Source organism: Stenotrophomonas sp. LST15-1-1.1, from assembly GCF_040815575.1.
Taxonomy (GTDB): Bacteria; Pseudomonadota; Gammaproteobacteria; order Xanthomonadales; family Xanthomonadaceae; genus Stenotrophomonas; species Stenotrophomonas lactitubi_B.
This window is the reverse complement of the sequence record NZ_JBFPNJ010000001.1, coordinates 518,556-538,190: the sequence shown is the minus strand read 5'-3', so window position 1 is coordinate 538,190 and position 19,635 is coordinate 518,556. Positions and strand designations below refer to the sequence as shown.

Here is a 19,635-nt window from a genome sequence, read left to right as displayed (position 1 = left end):
TAGGCAGCATGGGTGGCAATGGGCCATCTGCCTTGGGGGAGGACCGAATGAAACGGAATTGCTTGAGCCTGATGATCGGCATGCTGTTGGCCACCGGGCCGGTTCTGGCGCAGGACGCGCCGCAGGGCACGCTGGCGGCGGGCAGGACCGCTTCGGCGACCAATCTGGACAGCATCACGGTGACTGCACGCAAGCGCGAGGAAACCCTGCAGGAGGTGCCGGTTGCCGTTACTGCCTTTACCTCCGAAGCCCTGGACAAGATGAACGTCCAGGACATCAGCGACCTGGATGGACAGGTGCCCAACCTGACCATCTACGCGGCGCGCGGGGCCAGCAGCACGGTCACGGCCTACATCCGCGGCGTCGGCCAGTCCGATCCGACCTGGGGCGCTGACCCGGGCGTAGGCATCTACCTGGATGACGTCTACATCGCGCGCCCGCAGGGTGCATTGCTGGACGTGTTCGACGTCTCGCGCATCGAGGTGCTGCGCGGCCCGCAGGGCACGCTGTATGGCAAGAACACCATCGGCGGTGCGATCAAGTACATCTCGCGCGGCCTGCCCACCCAGACCGAAGGCTTCGCCCAGATCACCGTGGGCAACTACAGCCAGCTGGACGCAAAGGCGGCCATCGGCGGCCCGATCGGTGGCGCCGACAGTGGCCTGCGCGCACGCGTGGCGGTAGCCAGCATGAATCGTGACGGCTTCGGTGAGAACACGTTCACCAACCAGCCGGTGAGTGACAAGCAGATCAATGCGGCACGCTTCAACCTGGGTGCGTATGCGGGTGATGATTTCGACGTGCAGTTCGCTCTGGACTGGATCGATGACCAGTCCGGCATGCGCGGTTCGAAGATGCTGGCGCCCAACCCGTTCGTGCGCGCCTACCCGCCGATGGATGACCGCTATGACATCCGCTCGGGCATGCGCAACCTCAACAGCGTGGAGACCAAGGGTGCCTCGGCCACGGTGAACTGGCGCCCCAGCGAGGACGTTGCGCTGAAGTACGTGGTGGCCAAGCGCGAATCGGACAGCGATGCGAACATCGACTTCGACAGCACGCCGGTCAAGCTGGCCGATGTGGGCGGCACCTACCACGACGACCAGGTCAGCAACGAGGTGCAGCTGAACTACGATGCCGGCGGACGCGTGCGCGGCGTGGTCGGCCTGTACCAGTTCAGTGGAGAAGCCGGCGGCCAGATCCGCAACAACTTCTTCAACCTGCAGTTCGGCGATACCCGTGGCAAGGTACTGACCGACAGCATCGCGCTGTATGCCGACTGGACCTTCGACCTGACCAGCAAGCTGAAGCTGGACGTCGGCGCCCGTTACACCGACGAGGACAAGCGCGCGATCGTGCTCAACCGCTTCTACTCGGATGCGACGTTCACGCGCCCGATCGCCATCGCTGCCGATTTCGACAAGAAGACCAACTTCAAGAACGTCTCGCCCAAGGTGTCGCTGGATTACCAGATTACCCCCGACATCATGGTCTACGGCCTGGCCACGCGTGGCTTCAAGTCCGGCGGCTACAACATCCGCGCCAATGCCGTGGCGGTGCCGCGCTCGGCCGAACCGTTCGATGACGAGACCGTGGACAGCTTCGAGATCGGCAGCAAGATGGCCTTCCTCGACCAGCGCCTGTTCCTGAACCTGTCGGCGTTCCACAACAAGTACAAGGACATCCAGCTGTCGGTGTTCACCGGCATCGATACCAATGGCGACGGTGTCGATGATTCCTTCTTCGGTGACTTCACCAATGCCGGCGCCGGCACCATCAACGGCCTGGAAATCGAGTACCAGTATCTGCCCAGCCAGCATTGGCTGATCTCCGGCAACCTGGCCTGGCTGGATGCCAAGTATGACGAGTACATGGACCGCGGCGTCAACGTGGCCAAGCAGATGAAGTTCACCAACGCACCGGACTTCTCGGGCGCGTTGAACGTGGAGTACCGCACCGACCTGGCCAATGGCAGCAACCTGTCCGCTCGGGTGAGCTACAGCTACCAGAGCGAAGTGTGGCCAACCACCGACCTGAGCCCGGTGATCCGCCAGGATGGCTACGGGCTGGTCAACGCCGGCGTGATCTGGAAGCTCGACGACGCCTGGACGTTCTCGCTGCAGGGCACCAACCTGGCCGACAAGGAATACCGCACCACCGGTTACAACATTCCGGCGGTGGGCACGCTGATTGGCTTCTATGGGCCGCCGCGCCAATATAGCCTCAGCGTCCGTTACGATTTCTAGGAAGCGTCTGCATGACACCGTCTTACGATGATCTGTACTGGAAAAGTGACGATGGCCTGCGCCTGCATGCGCGCGATCATGCACCGGGCGCGGGACCACCGCCCCGTGGCACGGTGGTCTGCATCCCGGGCTTGACCCGCAACGGCGCCGACTTCGATGCCCTTGCGCAGTCCCTGATCGCCGTCGGCTGGCGGGTGATCGCGGTCGACCTGCGCGGGCGTGCGGGTTCGGAACGTGCGCCGGACCCGTCCAGCTACAACCCGCGCGCCTATGCCGATGACATGGTGGCGCTGCTGCGGTCACAGAACATCGACAAGGCGGTGTTCGTCGGCACGTCGCTGGGGGTGCTGGTGACCATCACCCTGGCCTCGCGTGCCCCCGGGCTGATCGCCGCGGCGGTGCTGAACGATGCCGGCCCCAAGGTGCCGCGCGAAGCCTTGGCGCGGATCGGCAAGTACGCCGGCAAGCCGGTGCCACCGATGGACCTGGCAGACGCTACGACCTACGTGGAATCCATCGGCAAGGCCGCGTTCCCGTGCTTCACGACGGACGATTGGAGGGCAATGGCCGTGCGCACCTTCCGCCAGCGCAGCGATGGCCTGATGGTGCTGGACTACGACCCGGCGGTGATCCGCACCACACGGCCGTGGCTGCTGTGGCTGCTGCGACCGGTGCTGTGGCGTGCGGTGCGTGGCCTGACGTCGCGGGTGCCTGTGCTGGTGGTGCGCGGGGCGTTGTCGGACATCCTGCCTGCCGATGTCGCACGGCAGATGGCAGCCACATCGCCCAACGCCCGCCTCGTTGAAGTACCGGAGGTAGGCCATGCGCCGATGCTGTCCGAGCCCGAGGCACGCGATGCGATTCTGGCATTGCTGGAGCGTGTGCGATGAGTTCCAGCGTTTCGACGGATGAGCTGCCTGGCGCCCTGCAGGCGCTGCGGCACTGGGCAGCAAGCGAACGGCTGAGCGGCAGCACGCGCATCACGCAATCGCGCATCGATGCCTTTGCCGACGCCACTGGCGACCACAACTGGATCCACACCGACCCGGCCCGCGCGCAGACCGGCCTACCGGATGGGCAGACCATCGCGCATGGTTTCCTTCTGCTCTCGCTCACCGTCGAAGACGACGTGGCGGCCCTGGCCGGCTTTCCCGGCATCGGCCACGTACTCAACTACGGTTTGAACAAGGTCCGCTTCCTGGCGCCGGTGCCCAGCGGTTCCGAGGTGCGGGTGCGCTCGCAGCTGCTGTCACTGGAGGCACGTAGGCCCGGGCAGTGGCTGCTGACCCAGCAGAAGACGGTGGAAGTGATCCCGGCCGGCGAGGTCGCCGTGGTCGCCGAACAGCTGTCGCTGCTCGTGCTCGCCGACTAGCGCTGGGCCGGCTGCCCGCCGGCCACGGTTCTCTCTACACTGGAGCGATGTTGACGCCCTCCATCGTCCTGTTCGCCTGCATCGCGTGGACCGTACTGCTGTTCGGCGTCGCCCTGTGGGGGGAGCGCCAAGGGCATCGGCTGTCGAAGGTCTGGCCGGCCATCTACGCGCTGTCGCTGGGCGTGCACTGCACGGCGTGGACCTATTACGGGGCCGCCTCGCAGGGCGTGCAGTGGGGCTTTCCGATCCCGCCCACACTGGTCGGCATGGCCCTCATTTTTGCCTTCGGCCTGCCGTTCCTGGTGCGCCTGGGGCGACTGGCCAAGCAGCACAACAGTGCCACCATCGCCGACCTGGTGGTGGCGCGCCTGCGTGCCGATCAAGGGCTGGGCATCACCATTACCCTGGTCGCGCTGTTCGGCATCATTCCCTACATCGCGCTGCAGTTGAAAGCGGTCAGCCAGGGGCTGGCCGCACTGCTCGGTGATCAGTTCGCGCCGGTGGGCTGGCAACTGGACATGTCGTTCTGGTTCGCACTGACGATGGCGGCGTTCACCACGTTGTTCGGTGCACGCAAGGCGTCAGCCACTGAACACAATCGCGGCATCGTGGTCGCGCTGGGCCTGGAGTCGCTGTTGAAGCTGACGGCACTGCTGGCCATCGGTCTGTATGCAGCTCTCTCGGTGCACAAGGCAGGCACGCCGCTGCTGGAGAAGATGGCGCACCTGCCGCCGCCGGCAGTGGTGCCGGACTACCTGACCATGGTGGCGCTCGGCGCGATGGCTGCATTCACCCTGCCCCACCAGTTCCACGTGGGCGTGGTCGAACTGCGGCAGTCGTCGGACCTGAAGACGGCACGCTGGCTGTTCCCGGTGTACCTGCTGTTGATCGGCCTGCCGTCGGTGCCGATGGCGTTGGCCGGTGCCGCACAGTTGCCGTCTTCGGTGTCGCCCGACCTGTATGTACTGGCGCTGCCGCAGGAGCGCGGCCACCATGTTCTGGCACTGCTGGCTTACCTGGGCAGCCTGAGCGCGGCCACCGGCATGATGATCCTGTCCGGGCTGACCCTGTCGATCATGCTCGGCAACCACGGCGTGGGTTCACGGCTGCTGAGCGGCGTCAACGGCTTCAACAGCGGCGCCGATCTGCGACCGCGGGTGCTGGCCTTCCGTCGCGCCGGCATCCTCGCCGTGTTCCTGATGTCGTGGCTGTACAGCCGCGCGATGAGCGGCACCGAGGCGCTCAGCGATTTCGGCCTGATGTCGTTCACCGCGCTCTCGCAGCTGGCACCGGCCGTGCTGCTGGCGGTGTACCGGCCGCGCACGCCCTCCCCGGCCATCATCGCCGGCATCGTGCTGGGTTCACTGGTCTGGCTGTGGCTGGTACTGCTGCCGATGGTGATCCCCGCCCCGCCGCCGTCGGCCAGCCCCGACGGGCTGTACTGGCTGGCGATGTTCTCGCTGCGCATGCAGCCGGGCCATATCGCCATCAGCATGGGGGCGAGCCTGGCGGTCAACCTTGCGACCGTTGTGCTGGTGTCGCGTGCGGTGCGTCCCTCGATGCCACGGCAGCGCGACGCGGTCGCCGCCGCGTCGCTGCGCAAGACCGCCGGTCGCTTCCTCGGCCAGGAACGGGCGCGGCAACTGATGGACGGACACGCCGGGGAGATGCTGGATGACGAGCGGGTCACCGCCATCGAGCGCGAGCTGACCGCCGTGGTCGGTGCGGGCATGGCACGCCTGCTGGTGGAGGCCGCCCGCGATGGTGGCGCTGCACCGCTGGACGCCGTTACCCGCGCGGTCGGCGAAGCTACCCAGGTGCTGCGCTTCAACCAGCGCCTGCTGGAAGCCGCCTTGGAAAACATGAGCCAGGGCATCAGCGTGGTCGATGCACAGTTGCAGCTGGTGGCCTGGAACAGCCGTTATGCCGCGCTGTTCAAGTTCCCGCCGGAACTGCTGCAGGTGGGACAGCCGGTGTCGAACCTGACGGCGTGGGCGTTGGGGCAGCTGAAGATCGGTGACAGCCCCGGCGATTCGCGCGACAAGGCGTTGCAGCGGCGGGTGGTACACATGCGGCGCGGCACTCCGCATCTGTCGGAGCGGATCTTCCCGGACAACACCATCGTTGAAATCCGCGGAAACCCGATGCCCGGTGGCGGCTACGTGGCCACCTTCACCGATGTCACCGCTTTCCGTCGGGCAGAGGATGCGCTCAAGCGCAGCAACGAAACCCTCGAGCTGCGCGTGCAGGACCGCACCGCCCGGCTGGAGCAGGCCGTGCACGAAGCCGAGCGGGCCAACGTGGCCAAGACACGCTTCCTCACCGCCGTCGGCCACGACCTGATCCAGCCCCTGCATGCGGCACAGCTGCTGACCGATGCCATGTCGCAGCACATCGAATCGGAGTTCCTGGACAGCTTCCTGCGCCAGATCCGTGGCGCGCTGGACTCCACCGACGATCTGCTGTCGGGTCTGCTTGATATTTCACGACTGGAAGCCGGCGGACTGGTCGCCGATCCCCGCCCGTTCGCGCTGTCGACCGTGCTGGATCCACTTGCGCAGGAGTTTGCCGTGCTGGCGGCGGCGCGTGGCCTGCAGTTCCGCCATGTACGGACCCGCGTGTGGGTGCACAGCGACCCGTTGCTGCTGCGCCGGGTGCTGCAGAACTTCCTGGCCAATGCCATCCGCTACACCCGCCGTGGCGGCGTGCTGCTGGGCGTACGCCGGCATGGACAGACCCTGTCGATCGGCGTGCATGACAGCGGCCCGGGCATCGCCCCGGAGCAACAAGCGGTGGTGTTCGAGGAATTCCATCGTGGCGACCGCAGCAACGGCCAGGGCCTCGGTCTGGGGCTGACCATCGCGAGCCGCATCGCCGACCTGCTGCATGCACCGCTGCAACTGCACAGCGCGCTCGGACGCGGCTCGACCTTCTCCATCACCGTGGCGCGGGCAGTGCCGCCTGCGGCCCCGCGCACTGAACACGCCGCTGGCAACAGCAGCATCAAGGGCATCCGCGTGCTGGTGGTCGATAACGATCCGCAGGCCCTGGAGGCAATGCGACAGATGCTGCTTTCCTGGGGCTGCGATGTCATCGCGGCGCGCGATGTCAATGCGCTGGGTGCTTCAGCACAGGAGGCGGCACTGTGGTTGTTCGACTACCACCTTGATGATGGCGATACCGGTGTCGCGCTGTGGAAGCGCCTTGTCGCCGTTCACGGGACGCGGCCGACGGTGATTCTCAGCGCCGACACCGGCAGCGAAACCCGCGAGGCGGTGCGCAGCGTGGGCCTGTCGCTGCTCAACAAACCGTTCAAACCGCTGGCACTGCGCTGGGCGATCAACCATCTGCTGGCAACGGCCGCTACGGCAACTCCCTGACCAAGGGTCAACTGCCCTGCGTCTCTTCGATCTGCCGCGATGGATCGCTCAGCCCCATCTCGTGCAGCACACGGATGGCCTGCGCACGATTACGCACCCCCAGCCGGCCCATGATGCGGGTCATGTGCGCCTTGACCGTGCGCAGCTGCACGCCCAGCCGGTCGGCTATCTGCTTGTTGAGCAGCCCTTCGGCCACCAGGCTCAGCACCTTGTACTGATGCGCGGACAGGCTGGACAAGCGCGCTGCAAGATCGGCGTCCTTGTTGAAGGGCGCCACCCGTGCCACCGGCTCGCGCAGCAGCGCCGGAATCCAGCGTTCACCTTCCAGCACGGTCTGCAGCGCGGACTGCAGGTCGGTCAGCCCTGAGCTCTTGGGCAGATAGCCGGCTGCGCCCAGATCGATGGCGCGACGGATCACGTGCGGCTCTTCATTGGCCGAAACGATGATGATCGCCAGCCCCGGTTGAAGCGCACGTATGGTCGCCAGACCGGCAAGACCATGGTTGCCTGGCATGTGCAGATCCAGCAGCATCAGGTCGATCTGCTGGCTCTCGATCGCTTCCAGCACGCTGTGCAGCGAATCGGCCTCGCTGATCTGCAGGTCGGCCACCGCCTCCTCGGCCGCACGATGCAGCGCCGCGCGGAACAAGGGGTGGTCGTCGGCGATGAGCAGGGTCGGCATGTCCAGCGGAGGTTAGCAAATCGCCTGCGGTTGGGCACGGGTACCAAGGTACGCTGGCGTGCGCCGCCCGGATCGTTAGGGTGGAGCAATGAACAACCACCGCCCCGTTACGCTGCTGTGCGCCACGCTGCCACTGCTTGTGGGCAGCATCGCCAGCGCCCATGCCGCCCCGCCCCGCGCCACCGCTGCTGTTCCGGTGTTCGAGCAGTGGCGGGAAACCCTGCATCGCGGCAACGATGAACTGCTGACCGCGGGCCTGGGCATCGACGCCCTGCGCTCGGCCACCGCACCCGCCTTCAGCAACCCGGCCCGGCCCACGGCCGAGGAAGCCCGACGCCGCGCGATCTGGAGCAGTTGGCGTGGTATTGCCGACCTGACTCCCGGCGGTGGTTTCGGAGATGTCTACGGCAACCTGCAGGCGGCACCCGGTCGCGAGTTCTCGGCCTACGCGCGCATTCCTGGCGCGCGCCAGCCCCATCGCGTGCTGGTGCAGGTGCCCGACAACTTCGACGCCACGCGACGCTGCCTGGTCGTCGCTGCGTCGTCCGGCTCGCGTGGCATCCATGGCGCGATTGCGGTGGCCGGCAGCTGGGGCCTGGCCCACGGCTGCGCCGTTGCCTATACCGACAAGGGCGCAGGCAGCGACTACTACGACCTGGACGCCAGGGCCGGCTTCAAGGCAGGCGGCACGTCCGCCAACCAAGGCGCGTTGGCCTTTGATCCTGCGGGTGCGGCAGCCACGCATGGAATCGCCTTCAAACATGCTCATTCGGGTGACAACCCGGAAGCAGACTGGGGCCGACATCTGCTGCAGGCGTTGCAGTTCGGCCTGCAGGTACTGGACCGCGCCTACCCCGAATCGGCCCCGTTCACGCCGGCCAACACACGCACGCTGGGCGTGGGTGTATCCAATGGCGGTGGCGCCGTGCTGCGTGCAGCGGAGATCGAAGGCGACTGGTTCGATGCGCTGGTGGCTGGCGAACCCAATGTCTCGGTGGCAGGCACACCGCCGCTGTACGACTTTGTCACCCAGGCCGCGTTGCTGATGCCCTGTGCTGTGCTGGCAGAGAACGATCTGCCGCAGCCGCCGATGCGGGCGCAGGCCGTGCCGGTGTGGACCCAGCGATGTGCCACGCTGACATCCGCCGGCTTGGTGCAAGGTGATGACACGACGGCACAGGCACGGTCGGCACGGCAGCAGCTGCTCGACGCTGGCTTGAGCGCCGATGCACTTCGTGCTGGCGCGTTCTCGACCGGGTTCGATCTGTGGCGCGCCATCGCGGTCACCTATTCGTCAGCCTATGGACGCTACGGCGCCGGCGAACATCCCTGCGCGTACAGCTTCTCCGCCGCTGGGGCGGATGGCAGGCCCGGCGCGGCCACCGCCGAGTCCCGGGCAACCTGGTGGAGTGAGGGCAGCGGCATTCCGCCGGGCAACGGCGTGGTGCTGGTGGATGGCAATGCAGCCGGGGCGGCAGACAATCCGCTGCGTGGCCTGAACTGCCTGCGTGCACTCGGCAATGGCGATAGCACCGATGCCCGGCGGGTACGCGCCGGCATCGCCGCGGCCACCGCCAAGGCGCCGCGTCGCGGTCTGCCGATCGTGGTGATCCATGGCATCGACGATGGGCTGGTGCCGATCAGCATGACCAGCGATCGCTACGTACCACTTGCACGCAAGGCGGGGGCGTCGATCGCCTATTGGCGGGTGAACCACGCACAGCACTTCGACTCGCTGCTGGCCTTCCCGGATTACCGCAAGCGCTACGTACCGCTGCTGCCCTACATGTTCGCGGCGCTGGACCAGGTGTGGGGTCACCTTGAGGATCCAACGCATGCGCTGCCGACGGATGCGCTCATCCAGCCGACCCCGCGCGCGGAAACGCCCTTGCTGCGCGAGCAGCTCTCCATTCCCGCGGCCCAGGCCATCCCAAGCCGCTGACGCGCCGCCACAGGAAACCCCACATGTCATTCGCCACCGCCACAGACGCGCCCGCCGCCGAGGCTCATGCCTTTCCCCTGCTGATCAAGCAGTTGCTGCTGACGCCCCTGGCCGTGCGTCCACAGCAGGAAATCGTCTACGGCGACAAGGTCCGCTTCGACTACCGCACCCTGCAGGCGCGTATCGGCCAGCTGGCCGGCCTGCTGACCTCGCTGGGGGTCAAGCGCGGCGATACCGTGGCAGTGATGGACTGGGACAGCAATCGCTACCTGGAGAGTTACTTCGCCGTGCCGATGATCGGAGCGGTGCTGATGACGGTGAACATCCGTCTGGCGCCCGAGCAGATTGCCTATACGCTCAATCACAGCGGTGCGCGGGTGATCCTGGCCAACCGCGAGTTCCTGCCGGTGCTGGAAAGCATCGACGAGCAGCTCCCGGATGTGCGCACACGCGTCCTGCTCGACGATGAGGATGGCCCGCTGCCAGCCGGTTTCGTGACCGAGTATGAAGCCGGGTTGCGCGAGGCCACGCCCACCATCAGCTTCCCGGACTTCGACGAGAACACCCGCGCCACGACGTTCTACACCACCGGCACCACGGGCCTGCCCAAAGGGGTGTATTTCAGCCATCGGCAACTGGTGCTGCACTCGCTTGCGGCGATGGCCGCACTCGGCAGCGCGTCCAGCCAGGGGCGGCTGCACCGCGACGATGTCTACATGCCGATCACCCCGATGTTCCATGTCCACGCCTGGGGCATGCCGTACGTGGCCACGCTGCTGGGCATCAAGCAGGTCTACCCCGGACGCTATCTGCCGGGCAAGCTGCTGGCGTTGATCGCGCGCGAGAAGGTGACGTTCTCGCACTGTGTGCCGACCATCCTGCATATGCTGCTGGGCCATGCCACTGCGGCCGATACCGATCTGCGCGGCTGGAAGGTGATCATCGGCGGTGCGGCGCTGCCGCGGGCACTGGCGCAGCAGGCACTGGCCCGTGGCATCGATATCTTCGGCGGCTACGGCATGTCCGAGACCTGCCCCCTGCTCACCGTCGCGCAGATCGATGCCCACGCCCTGGACGACCCGGATGAGGAACTGTCACTGCGTACGAAGGCCGGCATCCCGGTGCCATTGGTGGATCTGCGCATCGTGGACGAAGACATGAACGACGTTGCCCACGATGGCGTCGCTACCGGTGAGGTGGTGGTACGCACGCCCTGGCTCACCCAGGGTTATCTGCACAACCCGGACGCTTCAACGGCGTTGTGGGCGGGCGGTTACCTGCATACCGGGGACATCGGCAACATCGATGGCGGCGGCTACCTGCGCGTGGCCGACCGCATCAAGGATGTGATCAAGACCGGCGGCGAGTGGATCTCCTCGCTGGCCCTGGAAGACATCATCGCCCTCCATCCGGCGGTCAACGAGGTCGCCGTGATCGGCATCAGCGATACAAAATGGGGCGAGCGGCCGCTGCCGTTGGTGGTCCGGCAGGACGGCAGCGATGTGACCGAGGCTGAGATCATCGAACTGGTCGCCGCACGCAGCCGCTCAGGCGATATCTCCCGCTACGCGATCCCCGACCGCGTCAGCTTCGTTGATTCGCTGGAACGCACCAGCGTGGGCAAGATCAACAAGAAAAAGCTGCGTGGGCTGCATGATCCAGAGGCAGTTGCTGATGACCCGGGCTCACATGAAGCGGACCGTCCCAGCCATCGAGGTACTTCGGCAGCGCATCTGCAACGTCGATGACGCGCTCCCGATAGAACAGGTGCATCGTCGGCGAAAACGCTGCATCCAGCACGCCATCGGTAGCTCGGGCAACCATCGCGTTGGGAACCACGCGCATGCCCAGGCGGTTGGTGCCAAACAACACCTCGCCGCAGTTCAGGCAGAAGGTCTTGGAAAGCTGCTTGGACGGGTGCTGGAACCGCACATTCTTGGCCCGTGAAACGGTCACCGATTCGGCCGCCCATGCGGTGGCCGAGAGCATCGCAACGCCGTAGAACTCCCTGCAGGTTGCGCAGTGGCAGTTCGCCTGCGCAGCGGGAGTGCCGTGCAGTTCCATGGTATTTGCGCCGCACAGGCAGGTGATACGAATGGCCATGGACGTCTCATGAAGGGAATGGCTGACGATGAGTGTGCTGTCACCGCTCGCCGTTCACAAGAGGCGATGGAAGGCTGAAGCCTCTACTTCCTGCCCGGCTCCACGCCAACGTACTGGTTCCGTCGCAGATAGACCTCACCCGTCTTCATGTCCAGCAGCATGTTGAACTGCCGAAGAATACCCGCGCCGATCGTACCGTCGGCGGTGGAGGCGTCATCGTCGATTGGGAAGGACGCAGCGGGGTTACCGATGACCAACCCCAGGATGCTCGCCGATGGCACGCGCACATCCACTGCACGAATGACATTGCCCGCGCTACCCGTGGATCGGGAGGTCCCCACCTTCTGGGTGAATACCTCCATCAGCCCGTGGCGCGAGCTGTAGGCATAGCTGAGATCGATGCTGCCGTTGCTTCCCGTGTCCAGTGCCAGCCAGGGCTTGACGACGGCGTCACCGTTGCCGAGCGTGACTTCGATTGCGGGCGTGTTGTCGATCCAGCGGACGTTGGCGCGGGTATAGCCGGTTACATCCGGCAGGCTATGATGGACGAGCAGCTGCTGCCGGTCGTAATCGATTTCGACCGCCTTCCCTTCAAAGAACTTCCATCCTAGAACCGCATCAAAGGGACGGTTCCTGTAGTCGACCACTACCGCGCCCATGCGCGTATGCAGTCCGCCGATCTCCACGTCGTTGCGCGTGCTGTAGTCCATCGTGGTGACGCCGTCTGAACCTGTGTTCTCAGTGCGATCATCGATGACCACCGATGCCTTCGGCACGATGCTACGCGATATGGCCAATCCGTCCGCGCCAGTGTCCACCAGGAATCGCAGAGGTTCGGACCTGTTGACGCTGCCGCGGACGTAGATCCGGTGGTCCTTGTCCTGCTCGAACGGGATAATCACAGGCGTGGCATTGGCGTTGGAACTAGCGCCTGAAGTGATGGCGGCAGCCAGCAGAAAATGCAGGATTCCAGGCACGAGCGACTTCCCTTTCGTGGGCGATGGTGGCGTGGCACCTGATAGATGCCACCAATGCGGAAAGGGTTTAAATCGATGCCGCTGCTGCGGGTGATGCTGACCGACGGGGCGTCACTGCGGTGGCGCTGACGGAGCGGGTGCATCGCGCTTTTCTGGCGGCGGCATATCGGCCGTCGCATACTCGCGCGCCTTTACGCGAAACGGCGCAATGCAACCCGCCAGACTGATGCAGATGGAGAGGGAAAGTGCGATCAAAGCCAGTGTTTTCATCGAGCTGCCAGGTTGCGAGGGTTTTCTTGGAGCGCCATGGTCAGGTGCTCGTGGCTACAAGTCCATAGCCATCTGCCGCTGTCGGCATACTGCCCCGTGATAGGCTGGCCCAGCAGAGGCTGCGCACGATCTCCCAGCCGCGCTCCCTTCCGGGCTAATTTCATGAAAATCCCGCAAGCACCTGCTGCCCGGTCGAATCTCAACATGGACGGCGCCGCGACGGACCTGTTCGTCGCCCTGCGTGATCTATTGCTTCCCTACAAGACCGATCTTCTCGTCGTGCATGACGAGGACGATCACTTCTACGCCAATTGCAGGAACGTAGACGCCAAGGGCAAGGCTCAGTTCTTCAGCGCGGTGAAAGTATCGGGTCGCAGGCATTCATTCCATTTCATGCCCATCTACACCTTCCCCGAGCTGTTGGCCGGCATCAGCCCAGCCCTGAAGAAGTATATGCAAGGGAAGTCCTGCTTCAACTTCGATGCCGGGGATCCGGCGTTGCTGCACGAACTGCAGATGCTGATCGAACAGGGTGTCTCCCGCTACCGGGTGGCCGGCAAGCTGTGAGCACGCCACACGGCATCTGCCGCCGATGTACCCCTGGAGTGGCCGCGCCCGCAACGGCGGGCGCGGCATGGCTTCAATGCAATGGCACCTTCAGCACCGATGGCGCGGACGCGGGCGAACTGAAGGTCACCGCCCCGCCCAGCTGACTGATGCCTGCGTAACGCAGGTCCACCGTATCGACCACCAGCGTCAGGCGACTGCCGGCGGGAATGTTCCAGCTGCTCGCTTCCAACCGAAGATCGAGGGTGGTCGCCTGGCCCGGCGCAACGCCGCGCAGGGTGTACGGCTTGTGGCTGATCAGCTGGCCATTGCCCAGTACATCTTCCGCATACAGATAGGCATACAGCGTGGTGTTGGCACGGCTGGGGGTGACGGTCACCCGCACTTCCGGCGCGCCGTCCAGGCGGCGTGCGTTCCAGTAGATCGGCCCCTGCCATACACCGGCGGCGTTGCGCCCGACGAAAGGCACGTACGCACCCGGCGGAAGGTTGATCATCTGCAGCGAGCCGGACACCATCGCCACGCCGGAATTGGCGGCGGTCGCCAGGCCACTGCCGATGCGGTAGTTCCAGCCATTGCTGCGCCCATTTTCAACCAGGCCCCCGGTGGGCAGAAGCAGGCCACCGGGTGCGGTCAACGCGTAGCTGACTGCACCGCTGTTGGTGGCCTGCCAGTTCGGGTAGCTGCTCCAGCTTCCCTTCTGTGACTTCAGCTGCACCGCCGGCTCGCGGTCGATGCCGTTGGTCACGCCCTTGAGGTAATGATCGAACCAGTCGCCCACCGAGTCATAGACCTCGTTGGGAATGCCCAGTGCGCCCAAGGCCTCGTTGAGGGCGTGGTCGCCATGGCGCAGCTGCAGCTGCTTGGGGCCTTTCAGCTGGTTGAAGAAGTCCACCAGCTGACCCGGCGGAAACAGGCTGTCGTTGAAGGCGTTGGCCAGGAATACGGCCGGCTGGTTGGCGTTGATCTCGTTGATGCTGGCAGCGGGGCTGCGGATCGCGGCCACCGGCAACAGGGATTCCACGGCGCCCTGATAATTGCCGACCACGACGTTGCGATTGATCGTGGCCAGCTCGGACCCGGGGCGGCCGGTGACCAGGCCGGCGGCCACCAGCAGTGCGATCCCCTGTGCGCTGGGGGTGTCATTGGAGTACAGCGACGCCTGCAGGTCGGCCCATCCGCTGAGGGCGGCCACTGCCTTGATGCGGGGATCGCGTGCCGCCGCCAGCAGGCTGGTGCCGGCGCCGTAGGAGATGCCCGAGACGCCGATCCGTGCCGGGTCGGCCTGGGTGTTGTCCAGCGCCCAGTCGATCAATGCGCTGACATCCTCGACCGTGGCCGGCCCGGCGATGTCGATGGCGCCGCCGGACTCCCAGAAGCCGCGCGAGCTGTAGCTGATGACCACGTAGCCGCGTTTGGCCAGCGACTGTGCGACCCCTACGTACTCTACGCTGGGAACGGCCCAGCTGCTGGGCATCACCAGCAGCGGGTACTTGCCGCTACCCGCGTCCTGGGGCTCGATGACAAAGACCCCGAGGGGTGTTCCGTCCCAGCTGGGAACGGTGCGGTGGGTGGTCTTGACCGTGGCGGCCCAGGCGGTGGGCGCCAGTCCGGTCAGCAGGATCAACAGCAGCAATACCTTGCGCATCGTCGTCTGTCCCCGTTGTTGGTGGTGCAACGGGCTGGACCGTACCAGTGCGAATGGTGGCTGACACCTTGCGCCGCAACATGGGGCGGCGGCCCTGCCACCCCACGTCGCGGGCCTGAATGCGCCTACAGCGTCGCCTGCGCCTGCAGGGTGAACACCCAGCTGTCGGGTCGGCTGGCATAGGCGCCGGGCCGTGCCACGTACTGTACCGCCGGCCGCAGCACCAGCCACGGGGTGACCTGCACACCGTAGTTCAGCTCGACGAACTGCTCGTTGCTCTGCACATCCTTTCCGGTCAACTGTTGATGGCGAGCGAGCCGATCGGAGATGTCCAGCCGGTTCCAGGCCAGGCTGAGCACATCATCCTCGCGCGACGCGATCACGCCGCGCCAGCTCACGCCCGCTTCCCACGAGTAGCGCATCAGCCCTGTCTTTGCATCGGCACGGGTAGCCACGCCGAACACCGAGATGCCGCGCACCGTATCGCCTTCGGGCTTCCACACCCGCTGCGCGGCCTGCACGTACGAACCGCTGCGATGCGAGGCGCGAGGTGCGGCCGGATTACCAATGTCATCGGCGTTGGAGGTGTCAAGGTAGTAGCCGACCTTGTAGGTGCCGCCATAGTCCACGCCGGACTTGCCATGGCTGTAGCCCACTTCCACGGGCAGGAACAGACCGGTCTTTCCCCTCGTCGAAACACGGAAGCCACTGTTGGCCTGCTTGCGCGTCGGGTTGACGTCGTAGATGCCGGTCTGCGCGTACCAGCCGGAAGGATCGTTCCACTTCACCCGCAGGCCCCATTGGCCTGTCGGATTGTCCAGCCAGCCAGAACTGTAGATCGGGCCCAGCGGATGCCCGCACTGGCCGTTGTTGTTGAAGTTGCAGGTGTAAGGCAAGCCACCAAAGTCGTTGCCCATCGAGTAGAAGCCACCCTTCAGGCTCAGCCGCTTGTCCAGCAGCAGCCGCTCATAGGAGAGCTCGTTGAAGCGCAGGTTCTGGCCCTGGCCATAGAAGGCCTGGTTCTGGATATAGGAACCGGTGGACCGCTCGTTGATGGCGTTGCCGAAGCGATCGGAGAACACCACGCGCAGCGTGCCGTCGAAGCCGAATGCCTTGCCGGTGTCGATCGTCGCGCCCAGGTCGATGTGCTCGGCGGTGGACCAGCCACTGCCCTTGTATCCATCGCTGTTGACGCCGCTGCCGATCACGATGCGTGCGCTGGGGGTTACGCCGTGGTCCTGCAACCAGAGGCGAGCTGCCCAGTCCGCGCTCAGCGGCGTCTGTACGATGCTGTCGACCGGTTTGGGTTTGCCGGCGGCGCTCGATTCCGCGGCGGAGACCGTCCCGTTGGCCGCGAGCAGGAGCAGCCCGATGCCGTTCAAGGAGAGCAGCTTCATGCTGCAGCCCTCCTGTTCCTGCGCTTCTTCCAGGCGCGCCGCACCAGCAGCACGCCGCCCACCAGCGCCAGTACGGCAAGGATGAGCATCGGCAGCCACAAGCGGGCGATCTTCGCCAGCAGTGGCTTCTCGCCGCCGGCGCGGGTCAGTGCCACCTGTGCCTCGGTGACCTGGTCGCCCGGCCCGAACTGCGTGCGCACGTAGGTCGCCACCGCTGCGATATCGGCGTCACTCAGGTCCTGTACGAACGAACCCTTCGAGAAGTGCGGCATCAGTGCGTGTTCGCCCTGCACGTCGCGGTCAACGCCGCCGATGATGGTGGCGATCAGGTTCTGCGGGCGGGTCATGCCCACGGTGGTGTTATGCACCAGGGAAGGGTAATAGCCGTCCCGGCTGCCTTCGCCTCGTGATCCATGGCAGCTTGCGCACAGGCCCGAATACAGCACTCCGCCCGATGCCAATGCGGCACCCGTACCGCGTACCGGCTGCTCACCCGGCGTGGTGGCGGCGTCGCCCCAGGCGAAGGCGGCGCGCGTGGCCTCAGGTTCGGCCACGGCCGGCACGGTGCGCAGGTAGGCGACGATGGCGGCGATGTCCTCGTCCTGCAGCTTGGACAGGCTGTTGCTCACCGCTTTGGCCATGCCGCCACCGGCCTGCGCCTTGCCGGCAACGCGGCCGGTCTTCAGGTACTGCGCCAGCTCGGCGTCGCTCCAACCGCCGATACCGCTGACGGGATGGGATGTGATGTTGGGTGCATACCAGTCACCCAGCGAGCCGCCTGCAAAGGCCTTGCCGCCCACTTCCTGCATCATCAGACCACGCGGACTGTGGCAGCTGGAGCAGTGCGCCAGCCCCTCCACCAGATAGGCGCCGCGATTCCATTGCGCACTCTTGCCCGCATCGGGCTTGAACGTTTCCTTGTCCAGGAACAGCAGGTTCCACACCGCCATGGACTGGCGGATGCTGAAGGGGAACGGCAGCTCGGTGGCGTGTGCTTCCTCGTCGACCGGCGCCACCTCCTTCATGAAGTAGGTATACAGCGCGTGGATGTCCTCGTCGGTCAGCTTGGCATACGAGGTATAGGGCATCGCCGGATACAGATGGGCGCCATCCTTGCGTACGCCTTCGCGCACTGCTTTGGCGAAATCATCTTCGCTGTAGAGGCCGATGCCATGGCTCTTGGAGGGGGTGATGTTGCTGGCCCAGATCTCACCCAGCGGGGACGCAATCGCGTAACCGCCGGCATAAGGCTTTCCCTGCTTGGGGCTGGTGTGGCATGCCACGCAGTCCGCGGCGACAGACAGGTAGCGCCCGCGTTCGGCAACCTCGTCCGCGCGCGCGGAGTGACTGGCTGCAGCCAGCATCATCAGCAGAACCGAGCAGAAGGTCTTCATGCCGCACGCTCGATGGCGTCTGCCGCCCGCAACGCCAGCGCGGCCATGGTCAGGGTGCTGTTGACCACGCTGGCCGACACCATCGGGCCGCCGCCTGGCAGCCACAGGTTCGGATGATCGTGCGCGCGGCAATCGCCATCGACCACCGAATCGCGCGGGTCCGCGCCCATGATGGTCGAGCCCATGATGTGGTTGTTGGCGTTGAGCGCCGTGGTGATGACGAATTCCTCGGCGTTGAACAGCGAGCCGATGTGACGCAACTGTTTGCAGGACTCGTCATAGCCCTTGCGGGCATAGTCGCCCAGCGAGTAGTGGATATCCGGGCACGCCAGGCCATGGCCATCGACCCGCGTCTTCGACAGCGTCAGCCGATTGCTCGGGTCCGGCAAGGGCTCCAGGCTGATCGAAAGATCCACGCCGAAGACCGCACGGCGACGGATTTCCGCATCCAGCGCGTCGCCAACCAGGCCCTTCTTCAGCGCCTGGTCGGTGGCGATCGCCACCCGGCTGATGTTGTTGAGGATGATCTTGGTGGCCGAGTACTGCGAACGGAAGGCGCCGTCGCGCGGACCAACCATGCAGCTGGACTGCGCCGGTCCCCGGCCCAGCCAGATCGGGCGATCGGCGATGAACGAGCAGTGGAAACCGGAATGGTCGAGCATGTTGCGCCCGACCTGGTCGGAACTGTTGGCGATACCGTTCGGATTCTGCTCGTTGGCGGCAAGCAGCAGCAGGCGCGGCGTCTCCAGTGCGTTGCAGGCGATCACGAAACTGCGGCCGGTGGCCTTGTGGCTGACCTTGTTGTTGTCATACCAGTGGATGGCCGTGACCCGGTTCTGCGCGTCGGTGTCGATCCTGTAGGCCACTGCTTCGGCCAGCACCTGCGCACCTAGTTTCTCGGCCGCTTCGATGGTATGGATGCCGTTGTACATCGCGCCGATCGGGCAAATCGGCTGGCAGTTGTTGTTGCCGCAGCAGGCCGGCCGATCATTCCACGGCGTGACCATGCGACCCTGCGGAATGGGCACCAGGTTGTAGCCGTGCGGATTGACCACCTCGGCGAACACCTTGTCGCCGTTGCCCCAAGGGATCATGTCGGCAAGGTAGGGCCTGGACCGTTCGGAGGGGCTCTGCTTGCCCGGGTCGTTCGGCCCGGACACACCCATCGCCTCTTCCGCGCGGCAGTAATAAGGCTCGATGTCGTCGTAGCTGATCGGCCAGTCGCGCCCTACCCCATAGGTGGACTGCATCTTGAAATCCACCGGCAGATGGCGCCAACAGGAGGCGGCCCAGTGCCAGGTGGTGCCACCCACGGCCTTGATGAAGCCCTGGTGGAAGCTGCTGGCATCGGGGCCGGTCAAACCCACGTAGTCGTTGGCCGGGAAATACAGCGGCGCGGTGGCCAGCGGCGACTGCGGATACGGCCCCTGGAAGTCGCTGCCGATGCGTCGCTCGAAGCTGACGTTGCGCCAGTTTTCGACGACGTCGGAGCGATGCAGGCGCGGGCCCGCTTCGAGGACCAGAACCGATTTTCCGGCACGAACCAACTGATGGGCGATCAATGCGCCGACGACGCCCGAGCCGACGATCACAACATCGGCATCGGCGTCGCCATCACGGAAAACCGGAGCTTTCATGAGGGGAATCCAGATCAATT

General features: G+C 65.4%; 13 protein-coding genes and 1 pseudogene. 7 read left to right on the top strand and 7 right to left on the bottom strand.

All coding sequences use genetic code 11. The annotated features are described in order from the left end of the window. Window positions 1-71 precede the first annotated feature (71 nt). The 4 genes from MRBLST15_RS02500 to MRBLST15_RS02485 are packed head-to-tail and all read left to right on the top strand — an operon-like array spanning window position 72 to window position 6,998. Complete coding sequence (locus MRBLST15_RS02500) at window positions 72-2,246, top strand: TonB-dependent receptor (RefSeq protein ID WP_367785526.1); 2,175 nt, start codon at window positions 72-74, stop codon at window positions 2,244-2,246. 11 nt (window positions 2,247-2,257) lie between these two features. Then, window positions 2,258-3,136: an alpha/beta fold hydrolase gene (locus MRBLST15_RS02495; protein WP_367785082.1), complete on the top strand. Its 879-nt coding sequence runs from the start codon at window positions 2,258-2,260 to the stop codon at window positions 3,134-3,136. Further along, a complete protein-coding gene (locus MRBLST15_RS02490; RefSeq protein ID WP_367785080.1) occupies window positions 3,133-3,618 on the top strand; it encodes a MaoC family dehydratase in 486 nt (161 codons plus the stop codon). Before MRBLST15_RS02495 ends, MRBLST15_RS02490 begins: the two co-directional genes overlap by 4 nt. A gap of 47 nt (window positions 3,619-3,665) precedes the next feature. Next, window positions 3,666-6,998 carry a hybrid sensor histidine kinase/response regulator gene (locus tag MRBLST15_RS02485; RefSeq protein WP_367785078.1) on the top strand — a complete coding sequence of 1,111 codons (3,333 nt, stop codon included), beginning with the start codon at window positions 3,666-3,668 and terminating at the stop codon, window positions 6,996-6,998. Between the two features lie 7 nt (window positions 6,999-7,005). On the opposite strand, the gene MRBLST15_RS02480 is transcribed toward MRBLST15_RS02485, so the two are convergent. After that, a complete protein-coding gene (locus MRBLST15_RS02480) occupies window positions 7,006-7,680 on the bottom strand; it encodes a response regulator transcription factor (RefSeq protein ID WP_265951831.1) in 675 nt (224 codons plus the stop codon). An 88-nt stretch (window positions 7,681-7,768) separates the two neighbouring features. Here MRBLST15_RS02480 and MRBLST15_RS02475 point away from each other — a divergent pair, with 88 nt between their 5' ends. After that, window positions 7,769-9,622, top strand: a complete 1,854-nt coding sequence (locus MRBLST15_RS02475) for a 3-hydroxybutyrate oligomer hydrolase family protein (protein ID WP_367785076.1) — start codon at window positions 7,769-7,771, stop codon at window positions 9,620-9,622. 23 nt (window positions 9,623-9,645) lie between these two features. Next, window positions 9,646-11,370 (top strand): fatty acid--CoA ligase, encoded by a 1,725-nt coding sequence (locus MRBLST15_RS02470; RefSeq protein WP_367785074.1) that lies wholly within the window; start codon window positions 9,646-9,648, stop codon window positions 11,368-11,370. Window positions 11,371-11,389: 19 nt separating this feature from the next. Here MRBLST15_RS02470 and MRBLST15_RS02465 read toward each other — a convergent pair. Continuing rightward, a pseudogene (locus tag MRBLST15_RS02465) lies at window positions 11,390-11,686 on the bottom strand (GFA family protein); the annotation flags it as partial. 122 nt (window positions 11,687-11,808) lie between these two features. Then, the gene (locus MRBLST15_RS02460; RefSeq protein WP_367785072.1) at window positions 11,809-12,702 is read right to left on the bottom strand and encodes a retropepsin-like aspartic protease; all 894 of its coding nucleotides are present in this window, start codon (window positions 12,700-12,702) and stop codon (window positions 11,809-11,811) included. 432 nt (window positions 12,703-13,134) lie between these two features. Here MRBLST15_RS02460 and MRBLST15_RS02455 point away from each other — a divergent pair, with 432 nt between their 5' ends. After that, window positions 13,135-13,539 (top strand): hypothetical protein, encoded by a 405-nt coding sequence (locus MRBLST15_RS02455; RefSeq protein ID WP_367785070.1) that lies wholly within the window; start codon window positions 13,135-13,137, stop codon window positions 13,537-13,539. 73 nt (window positions 13,540-13,612) lie between these two features. Here the strand turns inward: MRBLST15_RS02455 and MRBLST15_RS02450 are convergent, their stop codons facing one another. The 4 genes from MRBLST15_RS02450 to MRBLST15_RS02435 all read right to left on the bottom strand — a co-directional run bounded on the left by MRBLST15_RS02450 (window position 13,613) and on the right by MRBLST15_RS02435 (window position 19,615). Then, entirely contained in the window at window positions 13,613-15,187 is a 1,575-nt protein-coding gene (locus tag MRBLST15_RS02450) for an alpha/beta fold hydrolase (RefSeq protein WP_367785068.1), read from the bottom strand. Between the two features lie 125 nt (window positions 15,188-15,312). Further along, the gene (locus MRBLST15_RS02445) at window positions 15,313-16,584 is read right to left on the bottom strand and encodes a carbohydrate porin (RefSeq protein WP_367785066.1); all 1,272 of its coding nucleotides are present in this window, start codon (window positions 16,582-16,584) and stop codon (window positions 15,313-15,315) included. Beyond that, complete coding sequence (locus MRBLST15_RS02440) at window positions 16,581-17,978, bottom strand: c-type cytochrome (protein ID WP_367785064.1); 1,398 nt, start codon at window positions 17,976-17,978, stop codon at window positions 16,581-16,583. The genes MRBLST15_RS02445 and MRBLST15_RS02440 overlap by 4 nt, the downstream gene beginning before the upstream one ends. Beyond that, window positions 17,975-19,615, bottom strand: coding sequence for a GMC family oxidoreductase (locus MRBLST15_RS02435; protein WP_367785062.1), 1,641 nt, complete (start codon window positions 19,613-19,615; stop codon window positions 17,975-17,977). The genes MRBLST15_RS02440 and MRBLST15_RS02435 overlap by 4 nt, the downstream gene beginning before the upstream one ends. Window positions 19,616-19,635 lie beyond the last annotated feature (20 nt).

Bases quoted from the DNA above. Each gene is read 5' to 3' on its own strand.
- MRBLST15_RS02470 (WP_367785074.1), top strand. From the start codon at position 9,646: ATGTCATTCGCCACCGCCACAGACGCGCCCGCCGCCGAGGCTCATGCC.
- MRBLST15_RS02450 (WP_367785068.1), bottom strand. From the start codon at position 15,187: ATGCGCAAGGTATTGCTGCTGTTGATCCTGCTGACCGGACTGGCGCCC.
- MRBLST15_RS02495 (WP_367785082.1), top strand. From the start codon at position 2,258: ATGACACCGTCTTACGATGATCTGTACTGGAAAAGTGACGATGGCCTG.
- MRBLST15_RS02480 (WP_265951831.1), bottom strand. From the start codon at position 7,680: ATGCCGACCCTGCTCATCGCCGACGACCACCCCTTGTTCCGCGCGGCG.
- MRBLST15_RS02485 (WP_367785078.1), top strand. From the start codon at position 3,666: ATGTTGACGCCCTCCATCGTCCTGTTCGCCTGCATCGCGTGGACCGTA.
- MRBLST15_RS02435 (WP_367785062.1), bottom strand. From the start codon at position 19,615: ATGAAAGCTCCGGTTTTCCGTGATGGCGACGCCGATGCCGATGTTGTG.
- MRBLST15_RS02445 (WP_367785066.1), bottom strand. From the start codon at position 16,584: ATGAAGCTGCTCTCCTTGAACGGCATCGGGCTGCTCCTGCTCGCGGCC.
- MRBLST15_RS02500 (WP_367785526.1), top strand. From the start codon at position 72: ATGATCGGCATGCTGTTGGCCACCGGGCCGGTTCTGGCGCAGGACGCG.
- MRBLST15_RS02490 (WP_367785080.1), top strand. From the start codon at position 3,133: ATGAGTTCCAGCGTTTCGACGGATGAGCTGCCTGGCGCCCTGCAGGCG.
- MRBLST15_RS02455 (WP_367785070.1), top strand. From the start codon at position 13,135: ATGAAAATCCCGCAAGCACCTGCTGCCCGGTCGAATCTCAACATGGAC.
- MRBLST15_RS02440 (WP_367785064.1), bottom strand. From the start codon at position 17,978: ATGAAGACCTTCTGCTCGGTTCTGCTGATGATGCTGGCTGCAGCCAGT.
- MRBLST15_RS02475 (WP_367785076.1), top strand. From the start codon at position 7,769: ATGAACAACCACCGCCCCGTTACGCTGCTGTGCGCCACGCTGCCACTG.